Consider the following 13,223-nt stretch of genomic DNA (forward strand, 5'->3'; position numbering starts at 1 on the left):
CTGCAACCAACCTCATGGGTCTGCTGAGTAATACACCCACCCGCCTTCTCCCACGCCATCTTTCGGGAATAGCGTTCGCGCTGCTGTTTGCACTCTGCGCCCGCGCGCAGACCCCCGCCACCTCGGTTCCGCTCGTGCTGCCTTCGGCCATTGCGTATGATGCGCAGGGCAACCTGTACATTGCCGAGGCAGGCAAGCATGACATTCGCAAAGTAGACAGTGCAGGCGACATCACCACCATTGCGGGGACCGGCACGCAGGGGTTCGGCGGAGATGGCGGCTCCGCGACCGCCGCTGAACTCGACTCGCCGCAGGGACTCGCTGTAGACGCCGCAGGCGATCTCTATGTTGCCGACACGCACAACCAGCGCATTCGCAAAATTGCTGCCACAACCGGCATCATCACCACCGTCGCAGGCGCGGGCGTCGCGGGTTATAGCGGAGACGGCGGCCCGGCAGTCAGCGCACGGCTCGACCTGCCGACGGCCATCGCGCTGGATACCGCGGGCAATCTTTACGTTGCCGACACAGCGAATCATCGCATCCGCAAGATCAGCGTCGCCACCGGCATCATCACCACAGCCGCGGGCAACGGAGTCGAAGGCTACAGCGGAGATGGCGCGGCAGCCACCGCTGCCGCACTCGACTCGCCTGCCGGACTCGCCGTAGACACGGCGGGCAATGTGTATCTTGCCGACACGCACAACGATCGCATCCGCAGGATCGACGCGGCCACCGGGATCATCACGACCATTGCCGGAAGCGGTGCGTTCGGCTACAGCGGAGACAACGCCGCAGCTACCGGCGCGAAGCTGGCCCTGCCGCACGGCATTACGCTCGACGCCGCAGGCAATGTCTACATCGTGGACACGCGCAATCAGCGCATTCGCAGAATCGATGCGGCCACCGGCCAGATCACGGCCGTCGCGGGCACGGGTAGGCAGGACTTCAGCGGAGACAATGCCCCAGCGACTACGGCCTCGCTCGACTCGCCGCGCGCCGTCGCTACTTCGCCAGCGGGCTTCGTCACGCTGGCGGACACGGCCAACCAGCGCGTTCGACAACTCAGCTCCGCGAATCCGGCGATCATCCACACCATTGCCGGTCTGGGCACGGTGCAGACGGTCGATGCGCTCACGCTCTCCGCACCGGCGGCCTCGACCTACGGCTCAGGCCACATCGCGGTCAGCCTCAACTCCGGAACCGCAGCCACGGGCAGCGTCACCTTCGTCGATACGTTCAACGGCGTGGCCTCGACGCTGGGAACAGCGCCACTTGCAGCCAACACAGCGACGCTCTCCGCTGCCGCGCTCGACGCGGGCACGCACAGCATCACGGCCAGCTATGCGGGAGACGCGACGCACGCGCCGCAGACGGCCACATTCACGCTCTTGATCTCCAAGGCCGCGGCCACGGTCGCAGTCTCGATCTCTGCTGCGAATGTTGTGACGGGCCAGCCTGTCACCATCACGGCGACGCTTGCGGCTGGCGCGGGCCAGCCCAGCGGAACCATCACCCTGTTTGACGGTACGACGCAGCTCGACACGATTCAGGTTCCCGCCACGGGCCAGGTCGCCTTCACGACCGCCGCGCTCGGCGCAGGTTCGCACAGCGTCACTGCTGTTTACAGCGGCGATGGCAACTTCACCTCGGCTGCGTCCGCGCCCGCAACCATCGGCATCGGCAGCCCCGTTGTCGGAGACTTCGCCATTGCCGCCAACGGGGCGGCAAGCCAGACTGTGGCTCAGGGCAACTCGGCCAGCTTCAGCTTCGGGGTTCAATGGCAGGGAACTCCGCTTTCGGGTCCCATCATGCTTTCGGCCGCGGGGCTGCCGCCGATGGCGAAGGCTTCGTTCAGCCCCGCATATCTTCCGCCGGGAGCGTCGAGCAGCGTCTTCACCCTCACCGTCTCCACCGCAGGCACGACTGCAAGCCGACGCACCGCGTCTCCGTTCGCGCTGGCCCTGCTGCTGCTTCCGATTGGCTTCACTCTTCGCGGACGTCGCAAGCTGACGGCAATCTTCGCTGCAATCTTTCTTGTGGCTGCGCTCTTGCCGTGCACTGGCTGCGGCGACCGCATCAACACCGCCGGGCTCGGCACATCTTCGGCAACGCCCTACACCATCACCGTCACCGGCACCGCGACTACGCCATCGGGTACGACAGTTGCGCACTCCGCTACCGTCACGCTCGTCGTGCAGAAAACGAGTTGAGCGCGAAGAGCTAAAACGGCGCGGCGAGCCTGAGCAAAAAGAACACGGCCACGCCGATGAAGAAGACCAGCGCCATGCGAATCCCCGGCTCGCGGTTGACCTCCGGCACGAGGTCCGTTGCCGCAACGTAGAGGGTGACGCCCGCCGAAAGCGGCAGTCCCAGCCGCACCCAGCCTGGTTTCAGGCTGATGGCGAGCACACCCATTACCGTCATCGCGCCCAGAAACAGCGCGGAGTTCAGCGCGGCGGCCTTACTGCGTCCGCCTGCGAGCATCACGCTCGCCATGGTGAAGCCCTCGGGAAACTTGTGCAGGAACACGGCGAAGAAGAGCACCCATCCCAGCCACGACGAGAGCACAAAGCCAGAGCCGATGGCCACGCCGTCGAAGAACGTATGCGTGGCCAGACCCAGCAGCACCGAGTAGCTCGTCTTCGCCGAGATGAACTCGTGACGGTGCGTCTCTTCGCCGAAGTGGAAGTGCGGCACCAGCGTGTGCTCCAGCAGATGCACGCCGCAGTAGCCGACGAGGATCAGCAGCGGCGCCCAGTGCGGATTGACGCGCATGCCCTCGGGCACCATCTCGACGACGGCAGCCGACAGCATGAAACCCGCGCCCAGTGCGACGAAGTAGCGCAGCGCACGCGCCGAAGGCGAGCGCCGGACCAGCAGAAAACCGCCCAGGTAATCCGCCAGTCCCGCGACGAGTCCAAGCACGACGCTCAGCCAGAGCGAAGACATGCGGCTACCCGCTATGGCGAATGTTCAGCACATCGCCGTCCTTGACGAGATAGTCTTTGCCTTCGAGCCGCAGCGTGCCCTGCGCGCGCGCCGCTGCTTCAGAACCTGCCGCCAGCAGCGTGTCCCAGTGAATCGTCTCTGCGCGGATGAAGTGCTTTTCGAGGTCCGAGTGGATCGCGCCCGCCGCCTCTTGCGCGCGGCAGTTCACCGGAATCGTCCACGCGCGGCACTCGACTTCGCCGACCGTGAAGAACGTCGCCAGCCCCAGCAGCTCGAAGCTCTTGCGGATCAGCCGCCGCAAGCCGCTCTCGGTCAGGCCGTAGCCTTCCAGAAATTCGGCGGCGTCGGCGTCGTCCATCTCGGCCAGCTCCGCTTCCACTTTGCCGCAGATTGCGGTCGCGGCAGAGTTGGGCCGCGAAGCAATCTCCGTCAGCCCGTACTTCGCAACGGCAGCATCCAGGTCTGCGCCGAGCCTCGTGCTCTCCGAGATGTTCAGGACGTAGAGAATCGGCTTCTGCGAGAGGAACATGAAGCCGCGCACCATCTTCTTCTCGTCGGCGGTCAGCTCCATCTCGCGCAGAGGCTTCTCTGCCTCGGTCTGCGCCTTGCAGCGAAGCAGCAGCGCAAGCTCCTTCTCGGTCTCCGGAGTCTTTGCCTTCTTCATGTCCTTCTGCACACGCTCGATGCGCTTCTCAATCTGCGTCAGGTCGGAGACGATCATGTCGATCTCGACATTGCCGATGTCGCGCAGCGGATCGATCGGCCCTACATGCGGAATGGTATCGTTCTCAAACGCGCGCAGCACGTGGATGATCGCGTCCACGTTGCGCAGGCTTGTGAGGAAGGCCGTCTCCTTCAGCGCCTCTTCGCCAATCGCCGCCAGGTCCGCGTACTCGACGCTTGCGTAGACGGTCTTGCGCGTCTTCGCCTGCACTGCGAGCTTGTCCAGCCGGTCATCCGGCACTTTGGCGATGCCAAGATGCGCCTCGCGCGGGTTCGAGTACCCGCGATCTTCAATATGCGCCTTCGTCAAAATCTTAAAGAGGGAAGTCTTGCCCACCTGAGGCAGACCGATGATTCCTGTTTTCATATAGTTTTGATTTTACCCGTCTCGGGCCACTGCGACTCGCGCGCCAGCACCAGGATGACGCCGACACCGCACAAGAGCACCAGCCCCTCCAGCCGCTCGGACACGGGATGCAGCCGCTCGAAGTCCCTGCGCCCAGGGTTGTCGAGCGGCGCAGTCTCGATCACGCCGCCCGCCAGCGTCTGGTCACGGTCCATGCGCGGCAGGATGCTGAACTGCGAATAAGCCGTCACGACCAGCATGACGCACGCCAGGGCAAGCTCGATGACGAACCCGACCCTTGCCGGAACCTCGGCCCAGAACCATAGCCACACGGTTCCGATGCAGAAGAGTCCGCCGCCGATCAGGCCAATCCAGTGCAGCACGCGCAGCGTTCCGCCGACGACAAGGCCGGCCTCGTGCGCGCTCGCAAGTTTGTAAAAAGCTACAGGCGCGACCACAAACGCAAAGAAGAGAAGGCCGCCGACCCACGCCACCATCACCAGCAGCCGCACCGCCCGTATGAAGGTTTGCATCCAGGTTGGCATCGCTAGGCGAAGTCCCTTCCAATCAGCCGCCGGATTCTCTCCTTGATGGGAGGATGCGTCGAGAACAGATTCGCAAAGCCGCCGCTACCCAGCAGCGGTGCGACGATGAACAGGTGCGCCGTCGTCGGCGAAGCCTGCATCGGAATTCGCCGTGAGTAGTTGTCGAGCTTCTGTAGTGCGCTGGCCAGCGCATACGGATTGCCCGTCACATGCGCGCCCGTTGCATCGGCCTCGTACTCACGCGACCGCGAGATGGCCAGTTGAATCAGCGACGCCGCCAGCGGCGCAAGGATGATCATGAACAGCGCGCCCAGCCCGCCGCCGCCACGGTCGCGGTCGCGGCTGTCGCCTCCGCCATAGCCGCCGAACAGCGCCGCCCAGTAGCCCATGCGCGCAATCAGCGTAATCGCACCGGCCAGCGTGGCCGCAATCGAGCTGGTCAGGATGTCGCGGTTGCGCACATGCCCAAGCTCGTGCGCGAGCACGCCCTCCAGCTCCTCATCGTTCAACAACTCCAGAATTCCGTGCGTGACGGCGACGGAGGCGTGTTGCGGATTCCGCCCCGTCGCAAACGCATTCGGCGACTCGGTCGGCAGCACGTAGATCTTCGGCATCGGCAAGCCCTGCTTCGCTGTCAGCCGCTCCACGGCGGCGTAGGCGCGCGGCAACTGCTCGCGCGTCGCCGGCTGCGCGTTGTACATGCGCAGCGCCAGCTTGTCGGAGTAGAAATACGTTCCGAAGTTGAAGACCACCGACAGCGCAAACGCCAGCACCATTCCATTCCTGCCGCCGACCCAATCTCCAACGAAGATCAGGAAAAGCGTCAGGATGACCAGCAGCAGTGTCGATTTGAACGTATTCATGGTCAGCCGCCTAAGACATCATTGCTCCCAACATTAGACGCAGCCGAAGCCCCCACGATTCCTTCGCTTCGCGCCAGCGCCCGCCGGAGCACCGTTTCGAGCGCGCCCTTCTGCTCGGCATACTCTGCGTCGCTCAAACGTCCCTGTAGTCGGTCGCGTTCGAGCGCGAACAGCTCTTCCTTCATCGCGGCGAGCAGGGCGTCGGGTCCGGCCAGCACAGCCACCGCCGGAGCCGCAACCGCAGGCTGAGGCCCATTCTTCAGCATCACGCCCGCGCCCACGGCCATTGCAAGGCCCAGGAAGCCCAGAATCCACCACTTATATTTGCCCCACGGATCGTCCTTGCCCTCGGGGTCGAGCGGTGTGCCCAGCCCGCCGCCGGGTCGCGTGTCGGCAGCCGCCGCGCTCTCGCCGGGCTGCGCCGCGCCGCCCGAACGGGCTGCCTGCTGCTCGTCGCGTGGCAACTGTCCGCTGCCGCCGACGGTGAAGTCGAGCGTCTGCGAAGGCACCACGCTGCGCGCCACGTAAGTCTGCGCCGTCGTCTCCTCGGTCACGGCTGCGTAGGGAGCCGAAGGCCCCGCCGTGAACGACATGCTCTTCGGCATCATCACGGCGAGCGTGTCGGTGGGCATCATCACGCGCGGCGAAAACTTGAAGCTGCCCGTGTAGGGAATCCGGTACGTCACCTGAAAGCGCGTCTCGCCCGGACGCAGCGGGAAGATGAACGCATAGTGGTTCGGCTCGCCCGCTACCGGCACAGGCGAAGCCTTCACCGGCATACTTCCCGGAGCCAGCGCCGCCGAGCCCTCCACCACTGCTCCCTGCGGCAGGTAAAACTCAAACGATTTGTCGCTGAACTGAGTGCGCGGCGGGTTCGAGTCGTTCTTCACGAAAAAATTCTCGACGATGTTCAGCGACTTGCCGCTCTCGTCGGTCTGGATGCGCATCACGTCGGCTTCACTGGCCACGCCTGCCACCTTCGCCGCCGCGTCGAAGACATCAATCGCAACCGACTGCGTGCCCGGAGGCGCAGGGCGAAAGTACGTCGCCTTGTCGTGCGTCACGCGCACCAGGTGTACGCCCTGCGGGTCGGGCACGTCGAGCGTGAAGCGGCCATGCCCATCGGTCTTGGTGCGCGTCGTCTCCTGCATCCCCTGCGAGAGACGGATCAGCACCACGTCATCGCCCGCGGCGGGCTTATTGGTCGTCTTGTTCGTCACGGTGCCGGTGATCGAATCGGCAAGCGCGAAACCGGAGAGGGCCACACACAGCGCGGCCGCCACAACAATACTGCGAAGTCTGAAAGTGGAAAGGGTCACGCCTTAAGTTTACGTCAAACGACGCCCTATTTAGGCCGGTCATTCTGACCCTGAGCTTGTCGAAGGGGAAGCCCCCCCGCATTTTGCTCTAAGTTGCACGAGCCTTCACATCAGGCACTCAAATTCAGGCTCGCGATCGCCGCCCGAACTCGCCCCGCCGCTCCAGCGACTCCAACTCGGCGATCACCCGCGCCGCTTCATCTTCCAGCCCCGTCCGCTGCTCCTGATAATCCTGCTCGGTGAACTTCCCGGCGCGATACTCGAAGTTCAAATCGCGCAGGTTCTCGTAGATGGCGTCCTTGCGCTCGCGCAGGTAGTCGGCGCGCGTCTTGTCCGCCTGTACGAACGGGTTCCGCTCCGGCCAGAACATATAGATGAAGATCGCAATCGTCAGCGCAACTCCGGCAATCATGCCCATCTCAATACTCCGTCTCGCGGCGAATCCGCTCGCGCATTGCATCCGCTGTCGCAGCGTCGAGAGCGCCCGCGACAGTAACGGCCGCCCCGCGCGTCCGCCGCTTCCAGATCACGACCAGAAATCCCGTCCCGACAATCGCAAACAGAAACACAGCCATCGGCGTAATCCACGCCACGTTGTCGAAGCCGCCGCGAATCGGCGCGGCCAGAATCGGAGGGCCATACTTTGCGACGAACCAGTTCAGCACCGCGGCGTCGGTGCCTCCGCCGGAAATCTGCTGCCGCAGCTCGCCGATCATCCGGTCAGAGTCGGGGCAGCCGACATGGTTGCACTCCAGCAGAATCTGCCCGCAGCCGCAGGCGCACATCATCTCGTGTCCCAGCTTGTCGAAGCGCGAGCCGGGCGTCGCGCCCAGCATCACCACGGCAAGCAGACAGACCATCGTCGCCGCAGTCCAACGTGCTATCCAATGCCGTTTTGCCTCTGGGTAGGCCAGGGCTTCCGCCTTGGCACTCTCTCCATCCGAAACGGAACGGGGTTTCAATTCCTGGGGTAGCCTAAACATGATGCACCTCGGCCACCGGCGGCTCCAGCTCTGCGCGCGCCCTCGCCGCGCTACGCGCCATGTTCGGCACCAGTGCCAGCAGCGTCCCGAGCACCACAATCAAAACGCCAATCCAGATCCAGTTCATCAGCGGATTGATGAAGACCTTGATGATGGGCTTGTCGGTGTCGGGGTTGCGCCCTTCGTAGATCACATACAGATCGCTCTCGAGCGTCGAGTGCAGCGCGACGATGGTCGAAGAGGTCTGGCTCGCCTTGTAAAACCGTCGCTCCGGCGCAAGCTGCGTAATCTTCTTGCCGTATTTGTAGACATCGAGCAGCGCATACTCCGTGTCGTAGTTCGGATTGCTGTCCTGCGTGAAGCTCTGGCAGACCAGCCGGAACGGCCCCAGCGTCATCTGGTCGCGGTAGCCCATCTCCTGCTCGCTCGACTGATTGAACGCACCGCCCGCGATGCCGATAAACAGCACCACAATCCCGAAGTGGACCAGATACCCGCCATAGCGCCGCGTGTTTCGCCGCACCAGCAACACGGTTGAAGCCGCAAGATTTTTTCCAGTCTGCGTCCTGACCACTGCGGCCCCGCGCAGAAACTCCGCTGCAATCGCCGTAATCACGCCTGCCGCGAGCGTGAAGGTAATCAGCGAGAACCACGTCGCGCGCGCATCGTCGCCCGCGTTCCACGGCCGTAGCCCGACGGAGAGCATCGTCACCAGCGCCACCACCATCGCAACCACAGGCAGCACGAAGCTCCGCCGCATCGACCGCAGCGACGTCGAACGCCACGCCAGCATTGGCCCAATCCCCGTCAGGAACAGCAGAAACACGCCGATGGGAATGTTGACGCGGTTATAAAACGGCGCGCCCATCGTGACCTTTGAACCTTGCACATATTCAGACAGGATCGGAAACAGCGTGCCCCACAGCACCGTAAAGCAGGCCACCAGCAGGATCAGGTTGTTGAACAGAAAGCTCGACTCGCGGCTCACCAGCGACTCCAGCCTGTTCTCCGACTTCAGATGGTCGCGGTTCTTGAAGAACGTAAACAGACAGACGGCAAAGATGACAATGATGAACCCATAAAACCAGTTGCCAATGTCTGACTGTGCAAATGCATGCACTGAGCTGACGATGCCCGAGCGTGTCAACAGCGTCCCCAGAATCGTCAGCATGAACGTCGAGAAGATGAGCCAGACGTTCCAGTTCTTCATCATCCCGCGTTTTTCCTGCATCATCACAGAGTGCAGAAACGCCGTGCCCGTCAGCCACGGCATCAGGCTCGCGTTCTCGACCGGGTCCCAACCCCAGTAGCCGCCCCAGCCCAGCACGCTATAGGCCCAGTGCGCGCCCATGAAGATGCCGCAGGTCAGAAACAGCCACGTCACCATCGTCCACCGGCGCGTAATGTGGATCCACTTCTCGCCCGGATACCGCATCATCAGCGCTCCCAGCGCAAACGCAAACGGCACCGAGAAGCCGACGTATCCCAGATACAGCAGCGGCGGATGCATCACCATCTCGGGATACTGCAACAGCGGATTCAGCCCGAAGCCGTCCGCCGCCACCGGCCCCGGCTGGATCGAAAACGGCGGCGCGGCAAAGTTCAGCAGCAGCAGGAAGAAAATCTGTATGCCCGCAAGAATTGTCGAAGCGAACGCCGAAAGCCGCACGTCCACCTTGTGCCTGACGCGCAGCACAAAGCCGTACATCGAAAGCAGCCACGCCCACAGCAGCAGCGAGCCTTCCTGCCCCGACCACAGCGCCGCAAACTTGTACGCCGGATTCAGTGCGCGATTCGTATGGTGCAGGATGTACGAGACGGAATAATCATTCGTGAACGCGGCCCACACCAGCGCAAACGCCGCGCAGCTCAGCACGATGAAGCTCGCAATGCCCGCTCGCCGCGCCGTCTCGCCCAGCCGCCCGGAGCCGTCGTCGACCGCGACGCCCACCCGTCGCCGCGTCCGCCACAACGCCACCGACCCGAACACAAACGTGTAGCAACTCAGGCCCAGGGCAAGCAGTAGCGAAAACCAGCCGAACTCCGGCATCGGATGTGATGGCATGTCACCCATTCTCTCAGGCTGAAGAGAGAATGGGCAATCGAACAGAGCAGAGAACTATCCGTTTACCGGACACGCGCACAGCATCAGTGCGTTCGCATCAACCGATGCACACTGGCCAGCAGATGGTCCGGCGGCAGCGGCTTCTGGCGGAACGTGACGCCCAGCCCGTCGTACTCGGCCTCAGCCTCGTCGAGCCCGCTGATGACCAGCACCGGCAGGGCGGGATGCGTGGTCCGCAGGGCCTTCACAAAGGCCGCGCCGTTCATGCCCGGCATCAGGTGGTCGGTAATGACCAGCTCTATGACTGCCGCGCCCTCAGTGCGAATCTGTTCCAGGGCCCGTTTGGGATCCAGCACAGCAATGACAACATACCCTGCCCGCTTCAGAATCGTCTGCCTGATGGCAGCCTGCACTGCGTTGTCATCGATAAGAAGAATGGTGGACTGCATACAAGTACCGCTCCAAGGGAGAAAAAGTGAAACAAGGGTTTAAACTCTGCGACTCATCTCGGACGTCCAACCGGCTCACACCAGCGTAAGCCTACGGACGTTGTATCCTACGATGCATCATTACCGGCTCAGGGTACCCAGTGGATATGCAAAATCTTTCACTGTATCCGCACTTAAACTGGCGTCTCTATCCCAATCGAAGCATGTCGATTTACGTATTGAACTTTTGATAGGTCTAACGCTCACCCCGAAACTGGACGAAGGCCTGTAAACCGTTTACATTCCTTGTAAAGCAAACCCATTTTGCGCTTTGGCTAAAGGCTTACCGTGAATCTGTCCATCATCGACTGGCTCATCATGCTGGTCTACTTCGTCTTCGTTCTGGGCATCGGCTTTGCCCTCAAGCGGTACATGCGCACCTCCAACGACTTCTTCCTCGCCGGCCGCTCCATCCCGGCCTGGGTCTGCGGCCTGGCCTTCATCTCGGCCAACCTCGGCGCGCAGGAGGTCATCGGCATGGGCGCCTCGGGCGCGAAGTACGGCATCGTCACCAGCCAGTTCTATTGGATCGGCGCCATCCCCGCGATGGTCTTCGTCGGCATCTTCATGATGCCGTTCTACTACGGCTCCAAGGCCCGCTCCGTGCCCGAGTTCCTGCGCCTGCGCTTCGACGAGAAGACCCGCGCCCTCAACGCCTTCTCCTTCGCCATCATGACCGTCATCAGCTCCGGCATCTCCATGTACGCGATGGCGCTGCTCATCCAGACGCTGGGCCTCTTCCACGGCATCATCCCGGACCAGTACATCTTCCATGTTTCCATCCTGGTCTCTGCGCTCATCGTGCTCGGCTATATCTTTCTCGGCGGCCTCACCAGCGCGATCTATAACGAGGTGCTCCAGTTCTTCCTCATCGTCGCCGGCTTTGCACCGCTGGTCTGGATCGGCTTGAAGAACGTCGGCGGATGGGAGGGAATCAAGCGCACGCTGCCCGCGGCGATGACGCACTCCTGGCAGGGCATGGGCCACGCCTCTACCAACACGCTCGGCGTCGAGTGGGTCGGCCTCGCCATGGGACTCGGCTTCGTCCTGAGCTTCGGTTACTGGTGTACAGACTTCCTCGTCATCCAGCGCGCCATGGCGGCTGACTCCGAGGTTTCGGCCCGCCGCGTCCCGCTCATCGCGTCCATCCCGAAGATGTTCTTCCCGTTCCTTGTGATCCTGCCCGGCCTCATCGCCGTCAGCGTCACCTCGCACATGGGCGTCACGCACTCGGCGGCCTTCTCCACCACCGCGCCCAACGGCCACGCGCTCCCGCTCGACGAAGCGCATCCGCACGGCATCATCCCGCAGAAGGTCGACCCGCTCAACGGCAAGCCCGTCGTCGATTCCAACGGCATCCCGGTCTATAACTACGACCTCGCCATCCCGATGATGCTGCTCACCTTCTTCCCCACGGGAATGCTCGGCCTCGGGCTCACCGCGCTCTTGGCCAGCTTCATGTCCGGCATGGCGGGCAACGTCACCGCCTTCAACACCGTCTGGACCTACGACATCTACCAGGCCTACATCAACAAAAAAGCCAGCGACGAGCACTACCTCTGGATGGGACGCATGTCCACGATCGGAGGCATCGTCTTATCCATCGGCGCGGCCTACGCCGTCACCAACTTCAACAACATCATGGACGCGCTGCAACTGATCTTCTCCATCGTCAACGCGCCGCTGTTCGCCACCTTCCTGCTGGGCATGTTCTGGAAGCGCACCACCGGACACGGAGCCTTCACCGGCCTGGTTGCGGGCACGCTGGCCGCGCTGGTTCATCATGGACTCACCCTGCCCGTTGCCGCCGCCGCCGGCATCCACGGCGGCTGGATCCACATCGTCCACCGCTACCCCAGCGACATGGCGCAGAACTTCTGGACCGCCATCTTCGCCTTCGCCGTCAACTTCGTCGTGACCATCGTCGTCAGCGTGGCCACGAAGCCACGCCCGGAGCCGGAGCTGGTCGGCCTCGTCTACTCGCTCACACCCAAACCAGTCGAGTCGCACCTGCGCTGGTATCAGAAACCCGCGACGCTGGCGATTGCCGTGCTGGCCATCCTCATCGCCCTCAACCTCGTCTTCGCGTAGGTTAATTGCTACGCAACGTCAAAGAGCTGTAGTAAGCACCTGAAGTCAAAGAGCTGTAGTAAGTACCAAAGTCAAAGAACCGTAGTAAGCACTGAAGTCAAAGAACCGTAGTAAGCACCAAAGTCAAAGAACCGTAGTAAGCACCAAAGTCAAAGAACTGTAGTAAGCACCTGAAGTCAAAGAACCGTAGTAAGCACTGAAGTCAAAGAACGTAGTAAGCACCTGAAGAAAAGAAATTGTCATCCTGAGCGGAGGCGGCGCTTTTGCCGCCGTAGTCGAAGGACCTGCGGTTTCTTATGCGTATGTAGCAACCAACGCGCCGTCTCAATAAGGAGCAAACATGGGTCTCGACATCCGCATCCCGCTCGGCCTCATCTTCCTCATCACCGGAGGCCTCATCACCTTCTGGGGCATCGTCACGCGCCACAGCGGCATCTACGCCAAATCGATGGACGTGAACATCAACCTCGTCTGGGGCATTCTCATGCTCGTCTTTGGCCTGGCGATGTTCCTCGTCGGCCGCCGTCAGAAATGGCAGGACGACCCCGTCAACCCCCGCCCCTGGGAGCACAAAAGCGGCACGCCCCGCCACTGATTCCGCTTATCCTCCACCCACTCCAAAGCACGTCATCTCGACCGGAGGCGGCGTTTTTTGCCGCCGGAGTGGAGAGATCCCTGCATTTTTCCTCTTCCCCCGAGAAACGCCACCACTCCAGTTGTCATCCTTCGCCACAGGCAGAGAACCCGCTTTTTCTCCTGGATTGGCGGTCGAGTTTCCCCAATCCGCTATACTTAAAATAGAGATCAGGAAAGCCCCCGGCCACCGGGGGCTTTCTGCTGGGCACAAC

Annotated in this window: 12 protein-coding genes; 3 read left to right on the top strand and 9 right to left on the bottom strand. The window is 62.5% G+C overall.

Features of this window, described 5'->3' with window-relative positions:
• The first annotated feature begins 14 nt into the window (after positions 1 to 14).
• On the top strand, positions 15 to 2,213 hold the full coding sequence (locus VFU66_RS10810; RefSeq protein ID WP_326446262.1) for an NHL domain-containing protein: 2,199 nt from the start codon (positions 15 to 17) through the stop codon (positions 2,211 to 2,213).
• A gap of 10 nt (positions 2,214 to 2,223) precedes the next feature.
• On the opposite strand, the gene VFU66_RS10815 is transcribed toward VFU66_RS10810, so the two are convergent.
• From VFU66_RS10815 to VFU66_RS10855, 9 genes are all read right to left on the bottom strand, one after another.
• Positions 2,224 to 2,952, bottom strand: coding sequence for a ZIP family metal transporter (locus VFU66_RS10815; RefSeq protein WP_326446263.1), 729 nt, complete (start codon positions 2,950 to 2,952; stop codon positions 2,224 to 2,226).
• A 4-nt stretch (positions 2,953 to 2,956) separates the two neighbouring features.
• Positions 2,957 to 4,042 (bottom strand): redox-regulated ATPase YchF, encoded by a 1,086-nt coding sequence (ychF, locus tag VFU66_RS10820; RefSeq protein WP_326446264.1) that lies wholly within the window; start codon positions 4,040 to 4,042, stop codon positions 2,957 to 2,959.
• Positions 4,039 to 4,566, bottom strand: coding sequence for a DUF4149 domain-containing protein (locus VFU66_RS10825; RefSeq protein ID WP_326446265.1), 528 nt, complete (start codon positions 4,564 to 4,566; stop codon positions 4,039 to 4,041). The genes ychF and VFU66_RS10825 overlap by 4 nt, the downstream gene beginning before the upstream one ends.
• 2 nt (positions 4,567 to 4,568) lie before the next feature.
• Positions 4,569 to 5,429 carry a zinc metalloprotease HtpX gene (locus VFU66_RS10830; RefSeq protein WP_326446266.1) on the bottom strand — a complete coding sequence of 287 codons (861 nt, stop codon included), beginning with the start codon at positions 5,427 to 5,429 and terminating at the stop codon, positions 4,569 to 4,571.
• 2 nt (positions 5,430 to 5,431) lie between these two features.
• Entirely contained in the window at positions 5,432 to 6,748 is a 1,317-nt protein-coding gene (locus VFU66_RS10835) for a peptidase associated/transthyretin-like domain-containing protein (protein ID WP_326446267.1), read from the bottom strand.
• A 124-nt stretch (positions 6,749 to 6,872) separates the two neighbouring features.
• Entirely contained in the window at positions 6,873 to 7,166 is a 294-nt protein-coding gene (locus VFU66_RS10840) for a hypothetical protein (RefSeq protein ID WP_326446268.1), read from the bottom strand.
• Position 7,167: 1 nt separating this feature from the next.
• Positions 7,168 to 7,608, bottom strand: coding sequence for a cytochrome c-type biogenesis protein (locus tag VFU66_RS10845; RefSeq protein ID WP_326446269.1), 441 nt, complete (start codon positions 7,606 to 7,608; stop codon positions 7,168 to 7,170).
• Positions 7,609 to 7,723: 115 nt separating this feature from the next.
• Positions 7,724 to 9,796 (bottom strand): heme lyase CcmF/NrfE family subunit, encoded by a 2,073-nt coding sequence (locus tag VFU66_RS10850; RefSeq protein ID WP_326446270.1) that lies wholly within the window; start codon positions 9,794 to 9,796, stop codon positions 7,724 to 7,726.
• A gap of 83 nt (positions 9,797 to 9,879) precedes the next feature.
• Positions 9,880 to 10,245 carry a response regulator gene (locus tag VFU66_RS10855; RefSeq protein WP_326446271.1) on the bottom strand — a complete coding sequence of 122 codons (366 nt, stop codon included), beginning with the start codon at positions 10,243 to 10,245 and terminating at the stop codon, positions 9,880 to 9,882.
• Positions 10,246 to 10,572: 327 nt separating this feature from the next.
• On the opposite strand from VFU66_RS10855, the gene VFU66_RS10860 reads away from it, so the two are divergent.
• Entirely contained in the window at positions 10,573 to 12,375 is a 1,803-nt protein-coding gene (locus tag VFU66_RS10860) for a sodium:solute symporter family protein (RefSeq protein WP_326446272.1), read from the top strand.
• A 340-nt stretch (positions 12,376 to 12,715) separates the two neighbouring features.
• Entirely contained in the window at positions 12,716 to 12,970 is a 255-nt protein-coding gene (locus tag VFU66_RS10865; RefSeq protein ID WP_326446273.1) for a hypothetical protein, read from the top strand.
• Positions 12,971 to 13,223 lie beyond the last annotated feature (253 nt).

The organism is Edaphobacter sp. (genome assembly GCF_035763405.1).
Lineage (GTDB): Bacteria > Acidobacteriota > Terriglobia > Terriglobales > Acidobacteriaceae > Edaphobacter.